Annotated in this window: 20 protein-coding genes and 1 CRISPR repeat array (1 of these 21 only partly in view); of the genes, 9 read left to right on the forward strand and 11 right to left on the reverse strand. The window is 56.5% G+C overall.

Translation table 11 applies throughout. The features are described from left to right. Positions 1–143: direct repeats of the CRISPR family, unit length 29 nt; unit sequence CGGTTTATCCCCGCTGGCGCGGGGAACAC (it extends 1,229 nt beyond the left edge of the window). 84 nt (positions 144–227) lie between these two features. From cas2e to cas3, 8 genes are all read right to left on the reverse strand, one after another. Beyond that, positions 228–521, reverse strand: coding sequence for a type I-E CRISPR-associated endoribonuclease Cas2e (gene cas2e, locus LF929_RS18735; RefSeq protein ID WP_012883104.1), 294 nt, complete (start codon positions 519–521; stop codon positions 228–230). After that, the gene (gene cas1e / locus LF929_RS18740; RefSeq protein WP_038906832.1) at positions 518–1,441 is read right to left on the reverse strand and encodes a type I-E CRISPR-associated endonuclease Cas1e; all 924 of its coding nucleotides are present in this window, start codon (positions 1,439–1,441) and stop codon (positions 518–520) included. Before cas1e ends, cas2e begins: the two co-directional genes overlap by 4 nt. Before the next feature lie 16 nt (positions 1,442–1,457). After that, positions 1,458–2,105 carry a type I-E CRISPR-associated protein Cas6/Cse3/CasE gene (cas6e, locus tag LF929_RS18745; protein ID WP_226093083.1) on the reverse strand — a complete coding sequence of 216 codons (648 nt, stop codon included), beginning with the start codon at positions 2,103–2,105 and terminating at the stop codon, positions 1,458–1,460. After that, a complete protein-coding gene (cas5e, locus tag LF929_RS18750; protein WP_226093082.1) occupies positions 2,105–2,842 on the reverse strand; it encodes a type I-E CRISPR-associated protein Cas5/CasD in 738 nt (245 codons plus the stop codon). Before cas5e ends, cas6e begins: the two co-directional genes overlap by 1 nt. 7 nt (positions 2,843–2,849) lie before the next feature. Further along, complete coding sequence (gene cas7e / locus LF929_RS18755) at positions 2,850–3,911, reverse strand: type I-E CRISPR-associated protein Cas7/Cse4/CasC (protein ID WP_226093081.1); 1,062 nt, start codon at positions 3,909–3,911, stop codon at positions 2,850–2,852. Then, the gene (gene casB, locus LF929_RS18760; RefSeq protein ID WP_226093080.1) at positions 3,908–4,612 is read right to left on the reverse strand and encodes a type I-E CRISPR-associated protein Cse2/CasB; all 705 of its coding nucleotides are present in this window, start codon (positions 4,610–4,612) and stop codon (positions 3,908–3,910) included. The genes cas7e and casB overlap by 4 nt, the downstream gene beginning before the upstream one ends. Beyond that, complete coding sequence (gene casA, locus LF929_RS18765) at positions 4,605–6,140, reverse strand: type I-E CRISPR-associated protein Cse1/CasA (protein ID WP_226093079.1); 1,536 nt, start codon at positions 6,138–6,140, stop codon at positions 4,605–4,607. The genes casB and casA overlap by 8 nt, the downstream gene beginning before the upstream one ends. Positions 6,141–6,402: 262 nt before the next feature. After that, entirely contained in the window at positions 6,403–9,156 is a 2,754-nt protein-coding gene (gene cas3, locus LF929_RS18770) for a CRISPR-associated helicase Cas3' (RefSeq protein ID WP_226093078.1), read from the reverse strand. 413 nt (positions 9,157–9,569) lie between these two features. On the opposite strand from cas3, the gene LF929_RS18775 reads away from it, so the two are divergent. The 5 genes from LF929_RS18775 to LF929_RS18795 all read left to right on the forward strand — a co-directional run bounded on the left by LF929_RS18775 (position 9,570) and on the right by LF929_RS18795 (position 16,237). Next, positions 9,570–10,493: an aminoimidazole riboside kinase gene (locus tag LF929_RS18775; RefSeq protein WP_226093077.1), complete on the forward strand. Its 924-nt coding sequence runs from the start codon at positions 9,570–9,572 to the stop codon at positions 10,491–10,493. A gap of 192 nt (positions 10,494–10,685) precedes the next feature. Beyond that, the gene (locus tag LF929_RS18780) at positions 10,686–12,302 is read left to right on the forward strand and encodes a carbohydrate porin (protein WP_226093076.1); all 1,617 of its coding nucleotides are present in this window, start codon (positions 10,686–10,688) and stop codon (positions 12,300–12,302) included. Positions 12,303–12,386: 84 nt separating this feature from the next. Next, positions 12,387–13,757 carry a sucrose-specific PTS transporter subunit IIBC gene (locus LF929_RS18785; RefSeq protein WP_038903124.1) on the forward strand — a complete coding sequence of 457 codons (1,371 nt, stop codon included), beginning with the start codon at positions 12,387–12,389 and terminating at the stop codon, positions 13,755–13,757. Beyond that, on the forward strand, positions 13,757–15,169 hold the full coding sequence (locus tag LF929_RS18790; protein WP_038906822.1) for a sucrose-6-phosphate hydrolase: 1,413 nt from the start codon (positions 13,757–13,759) through the stop codon (positions 15,167–15,169). Before LF929_RS18785 ends, LF929_RS18790 begins: the two co-directional genes overlap by 1 nt. Before the next feature lie 48 nt (positions 15,170–15,217). Beyond that, a complete protein-coding gene (locus LF929_RS18795; protein ID WP_210174456.1) occupies positions 15,218–16,237 on the forward strand; it encodes a substrate-binding domain-containing protein in 1,020 nt (339 codons plus the stop codon). A 125-nt stretch (positions 16,238–16,362) separates the two neighbouring features. Here the strand turns inward: LF929_RS18795 and exbD are convergent, their stop codons facing one another. Beyond that, a complete protein-coding gene (exbD, locus tag LF929_RS18800) occupies positions 16,363–16,782 on the reverse strand; it encodes a TonB system transport protein ExbD (protein ID WP_012883090.1) in 420 nt (139 codons plus the stop codon). Between the two features lie 4 nt (positions 16,783–16,786). Further along, on the reverse strand, positions 16,787–17,500 hold the full coding sequence (exbB, locus tag LF929_RS18805; protein ID WP_226093128.1) for a tol-pal system-associated acyl-CoA thioesterase: 714 nt from the start codon (positions 17,498–17,500) through the stop codon (positions 16,787–16,789). 488 nt (positions 17,501–17,988) lie between these two features. Between exbB and metC the strand changes: the two genes are divergently transcribed. Further along, positions 17,989–19,182 (forward strand): cystathionine beta-lyase, encoded by a 1,194-nt coding sequence (gene metC / locus LF929_RS18810; protein WP_038906820.1) that lies wholly within the window; start codon positions 17,989–17,991, stop codon positions 19,180–19,182. A 188-nt stretch (positions 19,183–19,370) separates the two neighbouring features. Further along, positions 19,371–20,030 carry a DedA family protein gene (locus tag LF929_RS18815; RefSeq protein WP_226093075.1) on the forward strand — a complete coding sequence of 220 codons (660 nt, stop codon included), beginning with the start codon at positions 19,371–19,373 and terminating at the stop codon, positions 20,028–20,030. Between the two features lie 66 nt (positions 20,031–20,096). On the opposite strand, the gene LF929_RS18820 is transcribed toward LF929_RS18815, so the two are convergent. After that, the gene (locus LF929_RS18820) at positions 20,097–21,011 is read right to left on the reverse strand and encodes an AraC family transcriptional regulator (RefSeq protein WP_210174458.1); all 915 of its coding nucleotides are present in this window, start codon (positions 21,009–21,011) and stop codon (positions 20,097–20,099) included. 208 nt (positions 21,012–21,219) lie between these two features. Between LF929_RS18820 and LF929_RS18825 the strand changes: the two genes are divergently transcribed. Continuing rightward, a complete protein-coding gene (locus LF929_RS18825; RefSeq protein ID WP_038903118.1) occupies positions 21,220–21,960 on the forward strand; it encodes an NADPH-dependent oxidoreductase in 741 nt (246 codons plus the stop codon). Between the two features lie 72 nt (positions 21,961–22,032). Next, a complete protein-coding gene (gene yqhD, locus LF929_RS18830) occupies positions 22,033–23,196 on the forward strand; it encodes an alcohol dehydrogenase (RefSeq protein WP_226093074.1) in 1,164 nt (387 codons plus the stop codon). Positions 23,197–23,234: the final 38 nt, after the last annotated feature.

Below are 23,234 nucleotides of genomic sequence, written 5' to 3' on the forward strand. Positions count from 1 at the left end.
CCCCGCTGGCGCGGGGAACACCGCGAAGGATTACAAAACAGCGTCATCGCCCACGGTTTATCCCCGCTGGCGCGGGGAACACGATACCGCGCAGAAAACCAAAGAGGTTAACGACGGTTTATCCCCGCTGGCGCGGGGAACACTCTAAAAGTATATACCTGTTTTATAAGGCGTTTTAGAGGCAGGAAAATTCTACCGATTTTTCCCGGTTGTTAAAGAGCACTAACTCACTGATTTTCAACGGGGTGAAAAGAGACTAACCGCAAACCATCGAGGTCCACCGGCATCCGCCGGTTTTCGCCGAAGGTCTGGAACTCAAAACCGGACTCGGTGTTGGTGGCCCAGGCCATCACTACATTGCCCTGTTCGGCCAGTTCCACCACCTGCTGCCAGATCATTTCCCGTACCCTACGCGAGGTATCACCCACATAGACGCCAGCACGCACCTCCAGCAGCCAAACCGCCAGCCGACCACGCAGGCGTGGCGGCACGTTTTCTGTTACCACCACCAGCATGCTCATCCGCCATGCCCCCGGTGCCCGGCGTCACCAAAGGGTGTCGGTTCGGGAATGGCGGGCGGTTGTGCGTCTGGCGGTGCCTGCGGTGGCTCAATCTCGCCAGCGGCCAGCACGTCTTCAATCAGGGGGATCAGTTTGGCCAGCGTTTGCTGGCTGCGGAAAATATCACGGCAGGCCACCCGCACCTCACGATCCGGCTCCAGCGGGTTGCGGGCGGCAATCTCGAACGCTTTGGGCACCACACCGTCAAACTTGATGATGTCGGCAATGTCGTAGACAAACGACAACGGCTTGCCGCTATGGATAAAACCGATAGCCGGTGCATAGCCCGCCGCCAGTATCGCCGCTTCGGTAATACCGTAAAGGCAGGCGGTGGCGGCGCTGATACACTGGTTAACCTTGTCGCCACGCGCCCAGTCTTTCGGGTCGTAGCGGCGGCCATCCCATTTCACGCCGTACTGTTTTGCCAGCAGGCTGTAGGTTTGGCGCACCCGCGCACCTTCAATGCCGCGCAGTTGCTCGACAGAGCGGCGGCTTGGTGCCGGTTCGCCAAAACGCAATTCGAACATGCGCCGCACCACTTTCAGGCGCAGTTCTTCATCCAGCGCCAGCCGCGCCTGATACAACAACCGGTCAGAACGTGCACCGCCCGGTTGCCCGGCGGCGTATAGCCTTACCCCGGCCTCCCCCACCCACACCAGCAGCGTGCCGACGGTGGCCGCAAGCTTAGCCGCCGCATGGGAGACACGAGTGCCCGGCTCCAGCATGATGCAGGCCACTGAGCCAACCGGAATGTGGGTACGCACGCCGGTTTTATCGATCAGCACAAACGCGCCGTCTACCACGTCAATCTGCCCGTATTGCAGGAAGATCATCGAGGTGCGGTCTTTGAGCGGGATCGGGTTTAACGGAACGAATGACATAGCAGCCTCCCGCTGATTATGCCCGACGCAACAGCAACAACCCGCATCCCAACGCGCGGCTTTTCCCCAACCCCTGGCTGACTGCCTGCGCAAAACGGTCAGCATCAGTAATGCGTAGCAGGCCGTCAAAATCCACCGAACTGAAGCTGACCGGCTCGCTCTGCTGTGGCTTATACCACCGCTGACGCTGATAACCGTCAACGCGACAGGCATTGACCTCAAACCCCCACTGCTCGCCCTGACGCACCAGCCAGTCGGTCGCCGCCTGCTGCTGGCGCGGCCAAATCTCCGCCGCGTCCGCCCCTTGTGCGTTGGCCTGATATTTGGCATCCATCAGCACATCGCTACGCTTTTTCTGGCGCGTCACCACCGGGTTAGCGCGCAGGGAAAACGCCAGTTGCATCCCGGCGTTCAGTTGCGGTTGCCACGGCTTGGTATCCACCACGAACAGGTTGTGATCCTGCCGGGGTGCACAGGCCGAAAGCAGGTAATAGCGGCTGACATCGACATGAGAGTCCTGCCGAAACAAAAAGCGGCGCTGCTGCTCCTGCGGGAACAGTTGCCACAACCACTGGTGGCTGGCATACACTGGCGATGCCAGCCATTTCTCCGCCATCGCCGACGGCAGCGCCGCCGGTTGCAGCGTAACTCGGGAAAAGAACATTACTGACCTCCTTTCAGTACGCCGTAGCACTGTATGCGTGTAGTGAACTGCCAGCGCCGACGGCTGGTGGGCTGGTCGCTACGCTCCACCACCATCATCGCATCACTTTCAGCAACATCCTCACCCGGCTCCCAGTAACAACTGCCGTCGGGTTGGTTGATAAACTCCAATGCCGGGTCGTTGAGCAATGGCGTATCGTCAACCTGTCGCCACACCTCGGCCAGAGACCCACACAGCAGATGCGGTGCCAGCGGCAACGCCAGCGGGCAACTTTTGCGGCCGAGATAGAGCGGGAACACGGGTGTGCGCAACGCCTGCACCAATTGTGAAAGGGTGACGGGTGCGCCCTCAGTCGCACTCACCGCCACATGGTAATACGCATCACAGCGGTATTCACGGGCGGTCAGCAGCGTTTCCAGCCCTTGTTCCGGGTCAGAACACAGCTCATCACGCCGGGTATAACGCACCCGTTTGCGCTCTTCACGCGGCATTTGCACGGTATGGTAATCACGCAGCCAGCCTTCCCGGCGAGAAAGTGCTCGCACCGCAAAACGGTAGTGTGCGTTAAATTGAGCCAACCGCGCTTCTTCCTCGCGGCGGATACCGAGTGCCGCCGCCAGCAACCCCAGCAGTGCAGAACGGCTCGGCACGGGTGAGGTATGGCGCACCTCACCCACCGCCGGTTCCCCCCAGGAAGCCAGCGGCGCATACAGTTGAAATACCAGATACTCGGTCATGCCAACCTCACTGGCTGATGAAATCCAACAGTTGCGGCAGGCTGCCAACACCAGCTTCAACATTCAGCACGTAATCGCTCATGCCTTCAGCGCCGTAAGCGCGGTTGAACTTCTCCTGTTGGCTTTTCAGCGCGGTGATGGCGGTTTCCAATGGTTCATCGCCACGCACCGGTTTAAAGAATGCCACCGACAGCGCCCGTGGCTGTGCGGAGCCTCGCTCTGCCAGCACGTAAGAGGCATAGGCACGGGAAGCAAAGCTATTCTGCTTGCCCGTCGGCGACACGGTAAGCGCCGTTTCGCCCAGCGCCCGCAATGTGCGCTGCACCAGCGCTTCATCACCGCTGAGGTTTTCCAGCAACCGATCGCGGTCGATACAGATGTACTGATAGAACAACGCCGAGGCAAAGCCCTGCTCGCCCATGTGACCAGAACCACTGTTGTCATCGCCGGAGTTAAGGTCATCGACCGCGGTGAAAAAGTCATCCTCCACCGTGACCGCACTGACACCCAGCGCGTGTGCCACCTGACAGGCCGCCTCCACGTTGAATTCCGGGCTGGAAGCCAACATACGGCCAAACAGCGCGATATCGACGCTCGCCACCTCTTTACGCAGCAGTTTCAGCTCTTCGCTGTTGGGTTCGCGGGTTTCGGCGATCAGTGTCGCCACCAGTTGGTCTATCCGCGCCCGTTCCGGCACGCTGATGTGCGCTAGTTGCTCGATGTCGAATTTCTCCAACGGGTCGGAACTGTTTTTCTCTTCTTTCTTCAGCTTGCCGAACTGCCCGGCAATCTTCTTCGCGGCGACCTCCGCGTCTTTGGTCGCTACACCACCATCAAGCAGTTGCTGATAAACCTCGCGCCCCAGCCGCCGGGTGCGCTTGCCGATATGCTCGCCCAGCGCGTTTTCAAACACCTCCGAGGTGCGCCAGGCGCGTTTAAGACTCTGGGATGATACCCGCAGCCGCTCCACCCCGCCGACCAGCGCGGTTTTCGGGCGGCCGGTGTCGTCACGGTTGAGGTTAGCGGGTGCGTAAGCCGTCAAAAAATGCAATTGAATAAAGGTAGTCATGCCGGTTCCTTGTTGTCGGTCGGGTGGTTTCCGTTAGTGTCTTGCGGGGCGGAGGGTGCCTCGTCCGGTGCCGGTTCCAGGGTTGTCTGGTGGTATTCGCACGCCCAGCGCACCGCGTTGCGTTTCAGTGGGTTGAAGTGAACGGGCAGGTTGTGTTGCCGGGCATGCCATTCGTCCATCCACAGCAGGATGCCGTCAGCCAGCGACGGCAGATTCACGCCTGCGCTGCCGCGAATCGTTACCGCCCGAATCAACAGGCGGCACAGATCTTCCGGTGTTTGCGCACGCAGCAGCCGTTCAAAACGCAGTTCAGACAGGTAACGCCGGTCGCTGCCCGCACTGACCTTTTCCCCCAATTGCGCGGCGAAACTTTTCTTGTCGTTGTTCTGGTCGGCATGAGCCGCCACCGCAGCGAATAGCGCCACACCGAGCAGACGATGTTGCTTGTCACCAATCACCCCGGCCAACATATTCGACAACCGCATAAACCCCTGACAGGTCAGCGCACCATAAGGGGCGGCGGCGCGCCGCAACGCCGCCCGCTCCGCCCGTCCATTATGGGTGTCGTTATGCCGGTTCTGTAATTGCTTAAACCAGGTCTCTATTTTCTCCGCTGCTGGTGGTTTTATCACCAGCAGTGTTGCAGTGCTCCCCTTACGACCGCTCTCCTTGTTACCGTTCTCCTTACTTCCTTTATCCATTCGCCGGTTCCTCTTGAGGTTGCAATCCTTTGAGCTGTTTCATTGATTTCTGGCCGTGGAATAACTTCACCATGTTGCTGCGCGCTTCTACCGCTCGCGTCAGGTCACCTTGCTGGTCCGGGTTGCCGAATGTCAGTCGATCAAAGGTGCCGATAAGATACATGTAGAGTTGATTTCGCCAGGCATTAAGCGCCGCGACGGGGCAACCGCCCCCGGCAATAGAGCGATAAAGCTGCCGGAAAAACTGTTCGGTCTCCTGCCAGAACGACACATCGATGAAACTGAAATCTCCCCCCACGTCTTTCGGGCGGCTAAACCAGGCCGCTTTCACCGACTGACGCAGCAGTTGCTGGGCGTCGTGCGCCATCTGCAAGCCCAGTGGCAGGTAGTCTTTTACCGCCGGGGTAATCTCTTTCCACACCGGCACGCGGTGCTCGTACCAGCAACGGGCTTTCATGTTGTCCATGTCGTAGCCAAAGCACCACAGCCCGACTTTATGACACAGCGGCACGCGCTGCTGATTGAGGGTCACTACACGTGCAGGCAATGTCTGGTTAAGCGCATCTTGTGTGCCGATAACCAACCCCAGCCAGTCGCGGTAAGAAAGCCCGCCAGGCTGGCCTTTGAGCGATAGCAACGTGCCATCCTTCAGTGATTTGCGATAAGGCGTCAGCGGATGCAGCCAGTGTTCGTACTGTACGCCGTAGTTTTTGGTGCGGTACTGCGTCAACAGCTGGTCCGAGCGATCGCCACACAGGTCGCAATGCCCGGATTCGGTATGACTAAAATCGAGTTCGATGCGGCGCGGCATGCCCCAAAACGCCTGCAACGGGTGCGCGTTTTCTGGCGTCACCTTATCTTTATCGCCTTCGCTGGTGCGGGTGGCCTTGAGCCAGGGGAACACCGACGCATCGCAACGCCCCCGCTCGCCGGGGATGACGTTGGCCCATAGTTTGCGCCACAGCGGTACCGGTCGGTGTGCGTCGTAAGGCATCAGCAAGGTGGTAATTGGGCCGCCACCACGTAAGCCGACGCGATGACCAACACCGCCCGACGGTGCGTTGGTTTGCAGCGTATAAAGCGCCAGCGCGGCACAGTGCGGACAGATAGCGTTGACCGTACCGCGTTTGACGAAGTGGTCTTTGTTGAGTTTGAGGGTGTTGCCGCCCGGCGCATCGATCAATAAACCGGAAATCGGGCTGTTATCGGCATCCAGCGATGAGAAATCCTGCATAAACGCAGGTTTATCCGTGCCAAACTGAAATGCCGGAGCCAGACTATCCAGCGCCTGTATCCAACCGTCGCCCAGTCCTTCTCGCCAGATATCTTCCCAGCCTTCGTCATCGGGCGGCGGGTAGGCGGTTTGCAGCAAACCGATCAGTAACTGCCAGGCTGCGCCCTGAAAATCAGGCCGTGGACACGCCAGATCGATAATCCGGTCGTCGGCCAGTTGCCGTGGAGAAATATGGGTGCGATGCCCGTCCGCGCCCACTACCGGTAACCAGAGTGTGTCAATCAGTGAAAACATGAACCTACCTCTTCAGTAAGGCCTCATCCGTGAGGTCGTCATGATTCCTGTTATTGTTTTCTGCCTCCGCGCGGCCAGAGTCCGCGCCAGCGGCACCGATGTTTCCCGGTGAACAAAAACTGCCGAAGCAGAAAAAATCCTTTAAAAACAGTCGCATTACTTTAAGGCTGTGACCAACAGTTCCATGTGTATAAAGACAAATCTATGTCGGAAATGGTGAAACATGCCCTGTGTGTAACCTTAAAAACGCCCATAGGCCTGACTACTGTGCTATCAAATCTGCTGCAACCAACCCAGTATCAGCACGGTAGTAATGCGCCATCTCACCCGGCGTCAGCAGTAATACCTCCGCGCCGGGGCGGTGCAGTTGTTGCCGGAAACGTTCCAGTAAATCGCCCTGTAACGTCGGCCACCCGTTTTGGTGTTGCTGCCACCAGCGCTTGCGTACCGACAGGCGGCTTCTCTCCCAGCTAAACTCGCCTTCGGCGGCATAGGGCTGCGGTAGTGCATCATCACTCTCAGCACGCCAGGCCAGATAGACATCCTGCGATTCCTCACCTGTGCGGGTAAACAGCTCAGCATCATCGCTCCAGCCGCGCTGTGCGGCGGCCACGCAGTACCCCAATGAAAACGTCAGCGAGGATTGCGCCGCAACGGTGCGATCACCCAGTTGCTTTCCTTGCGCCTGATAATCCCCCTCCTCCAGTGCGATGGGAGCCGCAATACGTTGCTCATACACACTGTCTATCAGCAAACGCGCCTCTTCCGGCATACGTAACGCTCCACGTTCACGCAATATCGCCTGAGTACGCCACAACACCGCCTGATGCGCGTACACCGCACCGGTGCCACGTAGCTCTGCTCCCAACCAGTCACGTCCGGCATCTGGTTGCCACGCCGGTGCCAGTACCCACAACACGGGCGCGGCGCGATCGTCCCGCTCTGGCGCATCATCCCCCGGCTGTTTACCGCTACCGTCTGCCCGGCGAATATGCCGTTGCAACCGTCCCGCACGCTGGATCAAGAGATCCACCGGTGCCAGGTCGCTTATCATCACGTCCACATCAATATCCAGCGACTGTTCTACCACCTGCGTAGCAATCAGCACCTTGCCGCGCCGTGTATCGCCGTCGCTGTGTTTGCCAAAACGCTCAATCGCCGTGTCTTCAATCGCCATACGGTCACAAAACGCAAAACGGCTGTGGAACAGCAAGACGTCATCTGCGGCTATCTCACCGTTCTGACACAGTTGTTGCCAGGCGGCTATCGCGTCATCCACCGTGTTGCGGATCCAACACACGCACTGCCCGCTTGCCACCGCCTGACGAATTCGTTCAATGGCATCCGTACGGTGGGATAACCACGCCACCTTAACGGTACGGCGAACCTCAGCACGGGTTTCGACTGGCCATTCATGCAACGCCTGCGCATTAACATGGGTAAACCACGGATAACCGGCTTGCCCGGCCAGTTCACCGGCGGGCTGCTGCATACCCCGGTAAAATGCCTGAACTAACCGCTCCCGCTGCGATGCCGCCAGCGTGGCAGTCAGAATGATCGCGCTGCCGCCCTGACTGGCGTGGAAAGTCAGCAGGTTTTCCAGCAAGCGGCTGGTGTAGGCGTCGTACGCATGCACCTCATCCAACAGCAGGATTTTGCCGCTCAACCCCAATAAACGCAGCGACTGGTGCCGAAACGGCATCACCGCCATCAAAGCCTGATCGAGCGTGCCGACGCCCACATCCGCCAACAACGCTTTCTTGCGCGAATCAGCAAACCACTGGTTGCATGCGGCACTGGCGCTACGCTCATCCGAGCCATAGTGCACCGGGCCGCTCTGCTCTGGTCCCCATAGCGACAACCGGAAATCCGCCACCATATCGCGCGCACCGTGCGCCAGCATCAGCGATGGCAAACCGGATTCGCTAAACAGTGTGCGATAGGCTTTCGATAACCGTCGGTACATGGCGTTAGCGGTCGCCATGGTCGGCAGACCGACATACAGCCCGTCGCCATACCCGGCGCTTAATAAGCGATGTGTCAGCACCAACGCTGCCTCGGTCTTGCCTGCTCCCGTGACATCTTCCAGTAAAAAAAGCTGTGGGCCGGGCGTACTGATATCCACCGTCATAGCCTGCTTCTGTAACGGTGTCGGTTGGGTAATAAAAGGAAACAGGGCCTGCATTCCCTGAAACGGCGCAACACCACAGGCGTCGGGCAGGCGCAATACGGCGTTTTCCGCCTGCGGTAAGGCGTATTCACGCCAGTAATCCGCCAGTGCCATCGACTGTGAGCAATAAGGGAAATCGGCCTGTGAGGAGCCTCCCCAGTCCGCCAGAACCACACAACCCGCCAGCGACCAGCTCCGCTGTTGCAGCAACGCTCGCCAGCCTCTATCGCTAAATGCATCGGGAAACGCGGTTAATTGCGGGAAAACTGTACGCAAATCGGTCAGGTAAGCCTGCGCGGCCACAATGTCATCCGGGTGAAACGCCAGCGCACCGTTATCGTCTTCCAACGGCGGCTGGCCGTGGTGACCACACATCAACCGTAGCCACAGGTCCATCACATAATGAAATTTGTCAGAGCGGGAAACTTCAGGTAACCAACTGGCGTCATGCTCCCAACGCTCATAAAGTCGATAACGCCACAGCCATAACCCTAACGAATCATGCCGCACTGGCGATGCCTGCCCTGCGGCACGCACCAGCGGCGCATCAGGGTTCTGGTATAACCGTTGGAAACTGCGGGCAAATTTGCCGATATCATGCCAGGCCAGAAACCATGCCAGCCATAATGCCGCACTCTCTTCTTCTAATCCGAGCGACTGCATGTGATCGCGGACATGAAAACGATTATGCTTCACCAGCCAATACCCACAGGCCGCCACATCCAGACAGTGATAGGGCAACAAATGATACGGCGCATCGTTTTCATTTTCAGAAGACGACTGTGCTTTCCCCCAATAATGAAAATAGGGAGCAGATAACCGTTCCAAATGGACTGCCTCAGGCATGGCATACCTCATCGGCTGATGAGTGATTTACTATAAAGTATGGAAAATTAATCTTCTGTGACAAGATAATTTTTATAAATAAAAAAGTAACTTACCGCCAAGGTGATATTCGTTAGCCTGGGAATAATATTCGATTATAAATATAATATGACCGTGATAATGATTATTTGAAAATATAACCCACTCTGGCAGGATAATTATTTTTTATAATACCGTGCTATCTGATTTTTTTATCACCCGACATTCAGCCAACGGCCATGAGTGATCCCTTCGAAATACACCACGACATAACGATCATTACGTCGTGCTCCTGATACGCTTTTCATGCCTGTTTTCTATCCGCAAGTTGATTAGCTAAACCGTTTCTTCTATGTTAGCTAGCAGTTTAGTAATCCCCGAGAAAGAGTGTAACTATGTCTCACAAAGTATGGGTAATGGGTGATGCAGTGGTCGATCTCATTCCAGAAGGCGAAGACCGCTATCTGAAATGCCCGGGTGGTGCCCCGGCCAATGTCGCCGTAGGCGTTGCCCGATTGGGCGGCCACAGCGGCTTTATCGGCCGTGTCGGTGACGATGCATTTGGTCACTTCCTGCGCGATGTTCTGGCCCGTGAGCAGGTGGACATCCGCCACATGCGACCGGATACGGAGCATCGCACCTCCACGGTGGTGGTCAGTCTGGATGCACAAGGCGAGCGAACCTTCACCTTTATGGTGCGTCCCAGTGCTGACTTGTTCCTCCAACCCACTGATCTGCCTGAATTTCAGCGAAGTGAGTGGCTGCACCTGTGTTCTATCGCGCTGTCTCGCGAGCCCTCGCGCAGCACGGCGATCGACGCAATACACAGAATACGCGCAGCACAAGGCTGGGTGAGTTTTGACCCGAATATCCGTGTCGATTTATGGAGTAGCGAACAGGCGCTGAGGGAGAGTCTGGATCAGGTACTGGCACTGGCGGATGTGGTCAAGCTATCACAAGAGGAATTTGTGTTTCTGAGCGGCAGCGACGATATCCGCCAGGGTAGCAGCACGTTAATGGCCCACTACCCGATCAAGCGATTGCTGATTACTCAGGGCGGTGACGGCGTCTGGCTGCATGACGGCCACCTGTTGCACCACTTTCTGGCGCAGCGCGTCACCCCCATCGACACCACCGGTGCCGGTGATGCCTTCGTTGCCGGTATGCTCGCAGCACTGGCTGGTTACGATAGCCTGTATCAGGTTGATAACTGGGACGCCGTACTGACACAGGCACAACGCTGCGGTGCGCTGGCAACGACCGCCAAAGGCGCGATGACCGCCCTGCCCTTCACTCATCAGCTCACTTCCGCGTTATAGCGCCACCGAGACTGTTCCCGACAGCCGTACTTCGCCGTCGGGAACAGGTTTTGTTGTCACGATCACAGTTAGCACAGCAAGAAAAAAAAATTCCTTGTCAATTTGTGCCCTCCCCATTTAGCTTTCTTTGCATAACCGGTTTAGCAATTTAGCAAAACAAAAAATCATCTTACCATCCAAGGGAAACCTACCATGATAAAGCCAGGTTATCTTGCCGCCGCCGTGGGTGTTGCACTCTGTGCCTCTCCCGTATTGGCAGCGTCTTCTGACAGCATCGAAGCGCGTCTGAACGCGCTGGAACAACGCTTATTGCAGGCAGAGCAACGCGCTAAACAGGCGGAAGCCCGTGCCGATGCCGCCGAAAAACAAGCAAAACAACTGGCGGCACGCACGACGCAGGTCGAACAGAAAGCCCAACAGGTGGAACAAACCACCCAGCAGGTCGCCCAGCAAACCCAGCAGGTGGCGGCACGTGCTACTCAAAATGAGCAACAGACCCAGCAGGTGGCGCAGAAAACCGACGCACTGGCCAATAAACGCAGTGTTGCCGATGGGTTTGAATTCCACGCTTATGCCCGTTCCGGTCTGGCCATTCACAACTCCACCACCAGTTCGAAAGCGGATATCGGGCCGAGCATGACGCCCGCTGGTGAAACCGGCGGTAATGTGGGTCGTCTGGGTAACGAAGATGACACCTATCTGGAACTGAAACTGGAGCACCGCACCAAACTGGACAACGGTGCCACCACCCGTTTCAAAGTGATGATGGCAGACGGCCAGCGCAGCTATAACGACTGGACCGCCTCCACCAGCCAGTTCAATGTGCGTGAAGCCTTTGTGGAACTGGGATCGTTGCCAACGTTCACCGGTGCTTTCAAAGACACCACATTGTGGGCGGGTAAACGCTTTGATCGCGATAATTTCGACATCCACTGGATCGATTCTGACGTGGTCTTTCTGGCGGGAACCGGTGGCGGTATTTACGACGTCAAACCGGTCGACGGCTGGAAAACCAATCTCTCGTTATATGGCCGCAGCCTCGGTGAAATAACTTCGTTGGATAACGAAATCCAGAACTATATCGTCACCAGCAATAATTTCGTCGGCCCATTCCAGTTCATGCTGAGTGGCCTGCGCGCGCGCAACAACGACGTGAAGGAAAATACCGGGCGCAATAACGGCAACAATGTCACCAACACCAACGCCGGTGACAGCGGCTATCACGCACTGGTCGCCTGGCACGGTGATAGTTTCTATGGCCTGCGTGACGGCACATCCAAAGTGGCGTTGCTCTACGGCCACGGCCTCGGCGGTGAAGTGAAAGCCATCGGCTCCGACGGCAACCTGACCCAAAACGCCAATACCTGGCGTCTGGCAACCTACGGCACCACCGCGCTGAATCACACCTGGAGCTTCGCCCCGGCAATTTTGGCACAAAGCAGTAAAGATCGTTATGTTCAGGGCGATGACTATCGTTGGGTGACCTTTAATGCGCGCTTCATTCAGGAAATCACCGAAAATTTCGCGCTAGCATATGAAGGCAGCTATCAATATATGAATCTGGATCCTCAGGGATACTTATCACGTAATCAGGTAAGCGGCGGATTTTACAAGCTGACGTTCGCCCCGACGTTCAAAGTGGGTGATATCGCCAATTTATTAAGCCGTCCGGAACTGCGCGTCTACGCCAGTTACATGGACTGGGATAAACGACTGGATCGTTATAGTAGCGACGATGCGTTCGGCTCCACCGGTTTCAAAGCCGGTGGCGAATGGACCTTCGGCGTTCAGATGGAAACCTGGTTCTGACAGTGAAGGCTACCGTCACTGACATGACGCATAAAAGTCGGTGGCGGTCAGACGCCTGCCTGTGATTGATAAATGAGGAATATTATGGACATTCGTGCCATTGCGGTATCACTACTCCCCTTGCTGGGCGGCAGGGAAAATATCGCCAGCGCCGCGCACTGCGCCACCCGTCTGCGGTTGGTGCTTAACGACGACAGCCTGGCGGACAAAGCGGCCATTGAACGCGTCGAGGGTGTTAAAGGCTGCTTCCAGAACGCCGGTCAGATGCAGGTCATCTTTGGCTCCGGGCTGGTGAACAAGGTTTACGCCGAATTCATCACTGTCGCCGGTATCAGTGAAGCCAGCACCAGCGAAGCGGCCACGCTGGCGGCGCAAAAGCTCAATCCACTGCAACGTCTGGCTCGGTTGCTGTCGAATATTTTTGTTCCGATCATCCCGGCGATTGTCGCCTCCGGCCTGCTGATGGGCCTGCTCGGTATGATCAAGACCTATGGCTGGGTGGATGGCGGTAGCGCCATTTTCGTGATGCTGGACATGTTCAGTTCCGCCGCGTTCATCATTCTGCCAATCCTGATAGGGTTTACCGCCGCACGCGAATTTGGCGGTAACCCTTATCTGGGCGCGACGCTGGGTGGCATTCTCACCCACCCAGCGCTCACCAACGCCTGGGGCGTGGCCAGCGGCTTCAAGACCATGCATTTGTTCGGTCTGGAATTCGCGATGATCGGCTATCAGGGTACGGTATTCCCGGTGTTGCTGGCGGTATGGTTCATGAGCCTGGTGGAAAAGCGCCTGCGTAAAGTGGTGCCAAACGCGCTGGATATCATCGTCACGCCGTTCCTGACCGTGATCATCTCCGGTTTCGTCGCCATGCTGGTTATCGGCCCGGCGGGCCGCATGTTAGGTGACGGTATTTCCTTCGTGCTGAGTACGCTGATTACTCATGCAGGCTGGCTGGCCGGGTTGCTGTTTGGTGGGCTTTATTCCGCCATCGTCATTACCGGCGTACATCACAGCTTCCACGCTATCGAAGCCGGGTTGTTGGGCAACCCTGCCATTGGCGTCAATTTCCTGTTGCCTATCTGGGCGATGGCGAATGTGGCGCAGGGCGGTGCCTGTCTGGCGGTGTATTTCAAAACCCGCGACGCCAAAATTCGGGCCATCGCTGTGCCGTCAGCGTTGTCCTGCCTGCTCGGCATTACCGAAGCAGCAATCTTCGGGATTAACCTGCGCTTCATCAAACCGTTCCTGGCCGGGCTGTCGGGTGGCGCGTTGGGGGGAGCCTGGGTCGTCGCCAATCACGTCAACATGACGGCAGTCGGGCTGACCGGTATCCCAGGACTGGCTATCGTGCAGGCAGGGTCTATCCTGAACTATTTGATTGGTATGGTGATAGCCTTTGGCACCGCCTTCCTTATTTCCCTGTTGCTAAAATACAAAACGGATAACGCATAATGAAGGAAATCCATCTGGTAAAACGCATGGCGTGTGCCCTGATGTCTGCCTCTGCTAAACAGACTTATGATCCGCACCGGCCGCAGTGGCATCTGTCGCCCCCCGTCGGATTGCTGAACGACCCCAATGGGTTCATCCAGCATAAAGGACGTTACCATCTGTTTTATCAGTGGAATCCGCTTGCCTGTGCTCATGGTGCCAAATTCTGGGGGCACTGGAGCTCGGCGGACCTGGTGCACTGGCGTCATGAGCCGGTGGCGCTGGTACCGGCTGAAAGCTATGAAAGTCATGGCTGTTATTCCGGTTCCGCCGTGGCAGACAACGATACCCTGACGCTTATCTACACCGGCAATGTGAAATACGATAACGGCACACGCACGGCGTACCAATGTCTGGCGCGCGCTAACGAAGAGGGCGAATTCGACAAACTCGGCCCGGTGCTGCCATTACCGGACGGGTACACCGGTCATGTGCGCGACCCGAAAGTCTGGCGCTATCAGGACAGTTGGTACATGGTGCTGGGCGCGCAGGACCTGGATTTGCAAGGCAAAGTGCTGTTGTACCGGTCGCCTGACCTGCTGCAATGGCAGGCGCTGGGCGAAATCGCCGGTTCTCGCCTTAATGGACTGGGCGACTTCGGTTACATGTGGGAATGCCCGGATCTGTTCACGCTGGAAAACCGTGAGGTGTTGATCTGTTGTCCGCAAGGGTTGCCTGCTGAAGAAGAGCGTTATCTGAATACCTATCAGTCCGGTTATTTCGTTGGTTCACTCGATTATGACAACGCCCGCTTCCCTCATCAGGCGTTCCATGAGCTGGATCTGGGCTTCGAGTTTTACGCACCGCAGACCACGCAAAGCGAAGATGGCCGTCGGTTGCTGTTCGGCTGGATGGGCGTACCGGATCAGAACGAGTTTTTCCAGCCAACACTCTCTCACGGCTGGATCCACACCATGACCTGTCCGCGTGAGCTAACGCTCTGCAATGACCGCGTGTATCAACAACCCGCACGTGAGCTGCAAAGCCTGCGTCATCTGGAACATCTGTGGCAGGGCGTCGCCGATTATGCGCCCACGTTGCCCGCCAGCAGCGCAGAGCTGGGGCTGGACACACAAGGCGAATTTCAGATCAATTTTGCCGACATCCTGGTGCTATGTTGGGACGGCGAGCGCCTGACATTAAGCCGCCGTAATCGTCGTACCAACGAACCAGAGCACCGTTACTGGCATGAAGGCAAGCTGCACCATCTGCAAATTCTGTGCGACCGTTCCAGTGTGGAAATCTTTATCAACCACGGGCAGGCGGTGATGTCATCACGCTACTTCCCCACCAGCGACGCGATGGTGCATTTTAGTGGCTCCGGGCGCATCACGTTGCGGCACTGGTTGTTGGCAACGTGCGTGATAGAATGAGTTTCCTTTTCATGCCGTTAGCGGCCATTGCGTTCTAAAGATATTACGGTGAAACCAACCAAACGCGTCACAATCAGCGACATCGCGCGACTGGCAGGGGTATCAAAATCCACTGCCAGTCTGGTTCTCAATGGCCGCAGCAAAGAGTTCCGTGTTTCGGACGAAACCCGTGATCGGGTGTTGGCGCTGGCGCAACAGCAGCGCTATCAACCGAGCATTCATGCTCGCTCGTTACGTTCGAGCCGCAGCAACACGCTAGGGTTGGTGGTGCCGGAAATGACCAACTACGGTTTCGCGGTCATTTCCCGTGAACTGGAATGCCTGTGTCGGGAAGCCGGGTTACAGCTCCTGATCGCCTGTACTGATGAGAATGCCAGTCAGGAAATGATGGCGGTCAACAGCCTAATTCAGCGTCAGGTGGATGGCCTTATCGTCGCGTCCAGTATGCTGAGTGACGCCGAATACCAGAAGATTAACCAGCAGTTACCGGTATTGCAGTTCGACCGGGTGATTGGTGATTCAACCCTGCCGATGGTAGTGTCCGAAGCGGTGGAGTCCACCGCCGCGCTGGTGGAAAACATCGCCCGTCAGCATCAGGACGAGTTCTACTTTATCGGCGGGCAACCGCGTATATCACCGACCCGTGATCGGCTGGCCGGTTTCCAGCTTGGGCTGGAGCGCGCCGGAGTGACGTGCAACCCGGAGTGGATTATCCACGGCCACTACCATTCCAGCGCCGGTTATGAAATGTTCGCACAGTTATGCGCCCGTCTGGGCCGCCCCCCACGCGCCTTATTTACCGCTGCCTGCGGCCTGCTGGAAGGGGTGCTACGCTACCTGAATCAACACAACCTGATGGACTGCGATATGCGGTTGTGCAGCTTTGACGATCACTACCTGTTCGACTGTCTGCCGATGAAAATCGATACCGTGGCGCAGGATTGCGAAACGCTGGCGCGCAACAGCTTTGAGATGATCAACGCGCTGATTGAAGGACAACCGCTCGCGGAAAGCCGCGTATACGTGCCGACCCGGCTGCACTGGCGTCATCCCGACTCCCGCTCCTGAATACGGCATCGACCATCACGCCCGGTGAGGTTTTTCGCCAGTAAAAAAACCTTTCACCAATAAAAAACCACCGCGCAGACGGTGGTTTTTTTACCGGTGATTCGATGCTGTCAGTACCCCGTTTATCAGCGTACTTTCTCCGCCCCCACCAGGCCGATTTTGAGATACCCGGCATCACGCAACGAGTCCATCACCCGCATCAGGGTTTCATAATCCACGCTTTTATCTGCCTGGAAAAAGACGGTGGTGTCTTTATTACCTTGTGTTTTGATTTCCAGCGCCTGCGCCAGCGTCGCTTCGGTTACCGCATCGTCACCCAAATACAACTGCTTATCCGCCTTCACCGTCAAAAACACCGGCTTTTGCGGGCGTGGCTGCGGCGTGGCGCTGGACGCAGGCAGGTTGACGCGCACGTCTACTGTCGCCAGCGGTGCCGCCACCATAAAGATGATTAACAACACCAACATGACATCGATAAACGGCGTCACGTTAATGTCGTGCATTTCACCGTTTTCACTCTGCCCGTCGTTCAGATGCATCGCCATCGACTTACCCTACCCGCAACTGGTGCGCCGGTGAAGGCTTGCCGACGCTGGCAGCAATATCCAGATCGCGGCTTTGCAGCAACAGAATCTGCGCGGCCACATCGCCAACCATCGCCTTGTAGCTGGCCGTCCAGCGTGCAAACACGTTGTAAATCACCACCGCAGGGATTGCCGCCACCAACCCGATGGCGGTCGCCAACAGAGCTTCGGCGATACCGGGGGCTACCACTGCCAGATTGGTCGTCTGCGATTGGGCAATACCAATGAAGCTATTCATGATGCCCCACACCGTACCAAACAGACCGATAAACGGTGCGATAGCGCCGACGGTCGCCAGATAACCGGTTCCGCGTCCCATTTGACGACCGGTTGCTGCGACACGGCGCTCAAAGCGAAACGCAGTACGTTCCTTGATGCCACCGTTGTCGCCAGAGCGTTCGGACAGCGCCTGCTCATTGCGGGCGTCCGTCAGCAGTTGCAGCGACACGCTACCCGGTTTGAACACCGCCGCGATATCCGCTGCATCATCCAGTGTGCGGGCGTCTTCCAGTGCCTGATATTCACGGCGGATGCGCTTTTTCGCCCCCATCAGGCTCGCGCTCTTACTGAAAAAAATCGCCCAGGTGACCACGGATGCCAGTAACAGGCCAATCATTACCGTTTTTACCACGACATCAGCGTGCTGATACATGCCCAGAACGGACAAATCGGTATTCATCAGGCCACCGACAGCCCCCGTCGGTGGCAGTACCGACGGCGTAGCAACAGCCGATGCCGTATCCGCCGCAACCGACGCCGGTGCTGCCAGCGTGCGCCCCGTTATTCCCAACAACGCAAACGCCATCAGGCGATACATCACGCCCCCGAACACCCCGACAGACTTACGCCAGACCGATGACGCCCGTAGGTCACTCTTCTTCTCAGCCGTATACACGCTGTGCCTCCACCCTCATGCTTATACCACCGTAATCTGGCGAAAATGATACCAAACCTGAAATTAATTGATAGTCGTTCTCATTATTATTTGCGTATTGATGAGATTCGCTATTCGAGACATCCCTTATCCTGACCCGCTGCCGTGTCTGTGGCCCCGGTGTCATCCTGAGACATCTTCATCCAGATAAGAAAAGCCGCCCCCCTGCCCCCCCAGCCGTGATAACGTACAAGGATGAACGCAAGGAATGTTTGAGCTACAGGTAACGCCGAATGACGAGTAAAAAAATCGCCACCACGCTGGTGGCCGCAGGGCGCAGCAAACGCGTCACCCAGGGTGCGGTAAACCCGGTCATCCAACGTGCTTCTTCATTGATATTCGATAGCGTGCAAGAGAAACATCACGCCGCCGTTAACCGGACCAAAGGTGCCTTGTTTTATGGCCGCCGCGGCACGCTGACCCATTTCGCGTTTCAGGATGCGATGACCGAACTGGAAGGCGGCGCAGGTTGTGCGCTCTACCCCTGTGGTGCTGCCGCGATAGCCAACGCCATTACCTCGTTTGTCTCAGCAGGCGATCATCTTTTGGTTACCGGCTCAGCCTATGAACCAACGCAGGATTTTTGTAACAAAGTGCTGAGTCGGATGAACATCAGCACAACCTTTTTTGATCCCATGGTGGGGGGTGATATCGCCAGCCTGATCCAACCCAACACCCGTGTGGTCTTCCTGGAGTCGCCCGGCTCCATCACAATGGAAGTGCATGATGTGCCAGCGATTGTCGCGGCGGTTCGTCGCGTTAACCCGGATATTGTCATCATGATCGACAACACCTGGGCTGCCGGTGTGTTGTTCCGTCCGCTTGAGCTTGGCGTGGATATTTCGATCCAGTCCGGCACCAAATATATCGTCGGCCATTCCGATGCAATGATCGGTACCGCCGTTGCCAACGCACGTTGCTGGGATCAATTGCGCGAACAATCCTACCTGATGGGACAGATGGCTGACGCAGACAGCGCCTATCTGGCCAGCCGTGGACTGCGCACACTCGGTGTCAGATTGCAGCAGCATCAGGAAAACGGCCTGCGCGTAGCACGCTGGCTGGCGCAGCGTCCGGAAGTCGCAACAGTGAATCACCCTGCGCTGCCCGGCTGTAAAGGGCATGAATTTTTCGTGCGGGATTTTAGCGGCAGTAACGGCCTGTTCTCGTTTGTGCTAAAAGAAACACTCAGTCGCCAACAACTGGCCCATTACCTTGATCATTTCAGCCATTTCCGTATGGCTTACTCCTGGGGTGGCTTTGAATCATTAATTCTGGCGAACCAACCGCAAGAACTGGCGGCGATTCGTCCGGCAGGTGGCGTCGACGTGACCGGTACACTGGTTCGACTGCACATCGGTCTGGAAGATTGCGATGACCTGGAAGCCGATTTGGAAGCCGGCTTTAGGAGATTGCAGGAAATGTGACGCCATTATCCCTCTGGCCCCGTGAAGCTGCTGTGGTAAGTCAGGCAAAGCGTATATGATGAGCAGTTACAACGATGACAAAACGTTTACCTTTTTTACCCTATCCTGATGCTCGTATTTTGAAGCTCAGCGCACGCAGTGTATTTACGCGGCCACAGGGTTTATAGCAAAACCAGACAGGATGCAATATGAGTGTTGTTCATGAAATAATACGGGCGCTGTGGCAGCAAGACTTCAGCGTCTTGTCCGATCCACAGGTCATATGGGTGATTTATGGCATGCTTTTTACCACCCTGTTTCTGGAAAATGGCCTGCTCCCCGCGTCCTTTTTGCCAGGCGATAGCCTGTTATTGCTGACTGGCGCGATGGTTGCCAAAGGCGTAATGAACTTCCTTCCTGCCACGGTGCTATTGACGATAGCGGCAAGCCTTGGCTGCTGGTTAAGCTACCTGCAAGGGCGCTGGCTGGGCGACACCCAGTTGGTGAAGAAATGGCTGCATCAGTTACCCGCTCACTACCACCAGCGCACTCACAATTTGTTCCACCAACATGGGCTGTCCGCACTGTTGGTCGGCCGTTTTCTGGCGTTTGTCCGTACCCTGCTACCCACCATCGCTGGGATCTCCGGGTTCAACAGTACTCGCTTTCAGATTTTCAACTGGCTCAGTGGTTTTCTGTGGGTCAGCGGTATCATCACGATGGGTTACGCGCTCAACCAGATTCCACTGGTCAAACGTTACGAAGACCAGTTCATGGCCGTATTGTGTATCCTGCCGCTGGTGCTGCTGGTGAGTGGGCTGGTGGGAATGCTGTTGGTCTTGTGGCGTAAAAGACGGGCCATGGCCTGAAACCCACCAGAAATCTTATCTATCCTCTTCAATTCCCTGAGTGGGCGGGCATACTGCCCACTCGGTTTAATTGCTCTCAACCACCTCAGCGCCGGAACGCAAGCGAGCCACCTCATCACCCGGTGTTGCACCAAAGAAGCGCTTAAACTCCCGACTGAACTGAGAAGGGCTTTCATAACCAACCCGCATTGACGCTGCATTCGCTTTCAACCCGTCATGCACCATTAGCAAACGCGCCTTATGCAACCGATAAGACTTCAGATACTGTACCGGTGACGTATTGGTGACAGTTTTGAAGTTATGGTGAAACGCTGACACACTCATGTTCACTTCCATAGCCAGCCGCTCTACACTCAAATTATCCGCGTAATGGTTTTCGATATAGCGGAGCGCACGGGCAATCTGGCTGAAATGGCTATAGCGGTTCATTAATGCCTGTAGTGAATCACCGCGCGGCCCGCACAGCACGTGATAAAGGATTTCACGCACAATCCACGGCCCCAGTACCCTCGCGTCGCGGGCGTTCGCCATCGTTTCCAGCAACCGCTCTGTCGCACACAGGATGGCCTCGTTAAGCGGCACGCTGTTGATACCCGCGGCTTCAGGCCGCCGTTTCTCGCCCGCGTTGTCATCGCCCATCTCAATCAGCAGATCTTGCAGCATTGGGATATCCACCCGAATGGAAATCCCCACCAGCGGGTTTTCCGGGCTGGCAAAATTTTCACACTCGAACGGCATCGGCACCGTCATCAGCAGGTAATTGTCCGGGTCATACTGAAAGACTTTGTCCCCCACATACCCCACTTTATGCCCCTGAAAAATGATCACGATACACGGGTCGTACAACACCGGAGCCCGCGCCGTATGGCGATCGGCATAAATCACCCTCACCTGCTCAATCGGTGTCTGGCTGACGCCACTGCCGCGGGTGTGCGGCATCGCCAGTTTGACCAGACGCTGGCGTGAATCGAGATTCTGCATAATATTTATCTCTTACTGACAACAGAAATAAAGTGACATAGATAGGCAGCAGAATCACCCTTTCCTCCTGACTTTTGCAGAAACAGGCAATACACAGCGAGAAATGAGCATTGCTGGAGTACCGGGAGAAGCCGAGAATGACAGCCATCGCCACACCATCGTAGTCAGCCCATAACCTGACCACTGCAATGGGTAATAAGGAATTCGCATGAATCACACCATTGAGCTACTTAAACAACACCGTAGCGAGCGCAGTTACCTGGATAAACCGATCCCGGAAGAGGTGCTGTCCGCCATTATCGACAGTGCGCATCTGGCGCCCACCTCGGTGAATTCACAGCAGGTTTCCATCGTCGTCGTCCGTGATCCGGCACGCCGCGCGCGTATCGCTGAACTGGCGGGCGGGCAGCCCTGGATTGCGCAGGCACCGGTATTTCTCACGCTGGTGCTGGATATGCACAAAAGCGCAACCGGCATTGCCATGAGCGGCAAGACCCAACATGCGCACGAAAGTGTTGAAAGCATTATTTCCGGCGCGACCGATGTGGGTATCGCGCTGGGTACGTTGATCGCCGCAGCGCATTCCTTTGGTCTGGGCATCGTGCCGATAGGCGGTGTGCGCCGTAATCCGCAGGCGATGATCGACCTGCTGGAACTGCCAGCGCTGACGTTTCCGGTGGCAGGGCTGGTATTGGGTTATGTCGACCGGCCTGCGCACCAAAAACCACGCCTGCCGCTGGAAACCTTCCGTCATGAAGAGGTTTACCACACCGAGCCGCTGGCCGCTGCAATCGAACAATACAACCACACTCTAATGAACCACTGGAAGCAAACGGGACGCAGCGATGGCGAGGCCTGGGGGAGTAATACCGCCAGCTACTATCAACGCGTCTATTACCCTCATGTCCTGCCTGCGCTGTTACAGCAAGGTTTTAAACTGGATCAGTAACATTTATCTGGGTCCGTTATCGGGGCTAGTCATACCTCGGTGGCCCGGCAACCCTCTATCAAGGAACGCACCATGCAGAACTTTACGCTTCATACCCCGACTAAAATACTGTTCGGCGAAGGGCAAATCGCTGCTCTGGCCGACCAAATCCCCGCTGACGCCCGCATTCTTATCACCTACGGCGGCGGCAGCATCAAGAAAAACGGCGTATTCGACCAGGTCATCAACGCGCTTAAAGGCCGTAACGTCGTGGAGTTCTCAGGTATTGAGCCTAACCCCACCTACGAAACGCTCATGAAAGCGGTTGAGATCGTACGCAAGGAAAACATCGACTTTCTGCTGGCGGTCGGCGGTGGTTCGGTTGCCGATGGCACCAAATTCATCGCGGCAGCGGTGAACTACAAGGCAGCCGAGGACCCGTGGCATATTCTGCAAACCTGGGGAGCACACGTAGAAAGCGCCATCCCTCTGGGTGTGGTGCTGACGCTGCCAGCGACCGGCTCCGAATCCAACAGCGGCGCGGTGATTACCCGTAAGAGCACCGGCGACAAACAGGCGTTCATGAACCCGCTGGTATGCCCACGCTTTGCCGTGCTTGACCCGGTCGTGACCTATACCCTGCCTGAACGTCAGATTGCCAACGGCGTGGTCGATGCCTTCGTCCATACCGTCGAGCAGTATCTGACCTACCCGGTTGACGCCAAAGTTCAGGACCGCTTCGCCGAAGGGCTGTTGCTGACGTTGATCGAAGAAGGCCCGCGCGCCCTCAAAGAGCAACATAACTACAATGTTCGTGCCAACGTGATGTGGAGTGCCACCATGGCACTCAACGGCCTGATTGGTGCAGGGGTGCCGCAAGACTGGTCAACCCATATGCTGGGCCACGAAATCACAGCGATGCACGGACTGGACCATGCGCAGACGCTGGCTATCGTACTCCCGGCGATGCTCAATGAACGCCGTGTCCAGAAACGTGAGAAATTGCTGCAATACGCTGATCGTGTGTGGAACCTGCGTGACGGTTCAGAAGACCAGCGTATTGATGGTGCGATCGCCACCACCCGCGCCTTCTTCGAACAAATGGGCGTACCGACTCGCCTGTCAGACTACCAGTTAGATGGCAGCTCTATTCCGGCGCTGGTCGCGAAGCTCGAAGAGCACGGTATGACGGCGTTGGGCGAACACAAAGACATCACGCTGGACATCAGTAAACGCGTGTACGAAGCAGCCCGCTAATCCCGCCAGACTGACTTTTCGACTACACTTGAGACAGT

This window comes from Dickeya oryzae (assembly GCF_020406815.2).
Taxonomy (GTDB): domain Bacteria; phylum Pseudomonadota; class Gammaproteobacteria; order Enterobacterales; family Enterobacteriaceae; genus Dickeya; species Dickeya oryzae.

Excerpts from the sequence above, each read along its gene's own strand:
- cas2e (WP_012883104.1), bottom strand. The coding sequence starts at position 521 with ATGAGCATGCTGGTGGTGGTAACAGAAAACGTGCCGCCACGCCTGCGT.
- cas1e (WP_038906832.1), bottom strand. The coding sequence starts at position 1,441 with ATGTCATTCGTTCCGTTAAACCCGATCCCGCTCAAAGACCGCACCTCG.
- cas6e (WP_226093083.1), bottom strand. The coding sequence starts at position 2,105 with ATGTTCTTTTCCCGAGTTACGCTGCAACCGGCGGCGCTGCCGTCGGCG.
- cas5e (WP_226093082.1), bottom strand. The coding sequence starts at position 2,842 with ATGACCGAGTATCTGGTATTTCAACTGTATGCGCCGCTGGCTTCCTGG.
- cas7e (WP_226093081.1), bottom strand. The coding sequence starts at position 3,911 with ATGACTACCTTTATTCAATTGCATTTTTTGACGGCTTACGCACCCGCT.
- casB (WP_226093080.1), bottom strand. The coding sequence starts at position 4,612 with ATGGATAAAGGAAGTAAGGAGAACGGTAACAAGGAGAGCGGTCGTAAG.
- casA (WP_226093079.1), bottom strand. The coding sequence starts at position 6,140 with ATGTTTTCACTGATTGACACACTCTGGTTACCGGTAGTGGGCGCGGAC.
- cas3 (WP_226093078.1), bottom strand. The coding sequence starts at position 9,156 with ATGCCTGAGGCAGTCCATTTGGAACGGTTATCTGCTCCCTATTTTCAT.
- LF929_RS18775 (WP_226093077.1), top strand. The coding sequence starts at position 9,570 with ATGTCTCACAAAGTATGGGTAATGGGTGATGCAGTGGTCGATCTCATT.
- LF929_RS18780 (WP_226093076.1), top strand. The coding sequence starts at position 10,686 with ATGATAAAGCCAGGTTATCTTGCCGCCGCCGTGGGTGTTGCACTCTGT.
- LF929_RS18785 (WP_038903124.1), top strand. The coding sequence starts at position 12,387 with ATGGACATTCGTGCCATTGCGGTATCACTACTCCCCTTGCTGGGCGGC.
- LF929_RS18790 (WP_038906822.1), top strand. The coding sequence starts at position 13,757 with ATGAAGGAAATCCATCTGGTAAAACGCATGGCGTGTGCCCTGATGTCT.
- exbD (WP_012883090.1), bottom strand. The coding sequence starts at position 16,782 with ATGGCGATGCATCTGAACGACGGGCAGAGTGAAAACGGTGAAATGCAC.
- exbB (WP_226093128.1), bottom strand. The coding sequence starts at position 17,500 with ATGAATACCGATTTGTCCGTTCTGGGCATGTATCAGCACGCTGATGTC.
- metC (WP_038906820.1), top strand. The coding sequence starts at position 17,989 with ATGACGAGTAAAAAAATCGCCACCACGCTGGTGGCCGCAGGGCGCAGC.
- LF929_RS18815 (WP_226093075.1), top strand. The coding sequence starts at position 19,371 with ATGAGTGTTGTTCATGAAATAATACGGGCGCTGTGGCAGCAAGACTTC.
- LF929_RS18820 (WP_210174458.1), bottom strand. The coding sequence starts at position 21,011 with ATGCAGAATCTCGATTCACGCCAGCGTCTGGTCAAACTGGCGATGCCG.
- LF929_RS18825 (WP_038903118.1), top strand. The coding sequence starts at position 21,220 with ATGAATCACACCATTGAGCTACTTAAACAACACCGTAGCGAGCGCAGT.
- yqhD (WP_226093074.1), top strand. The coding sequence starts at position 22,033 with ATGCAGAACTTTACGCTTCATACCCCGACTAAAATACTGTTCGGCGAA.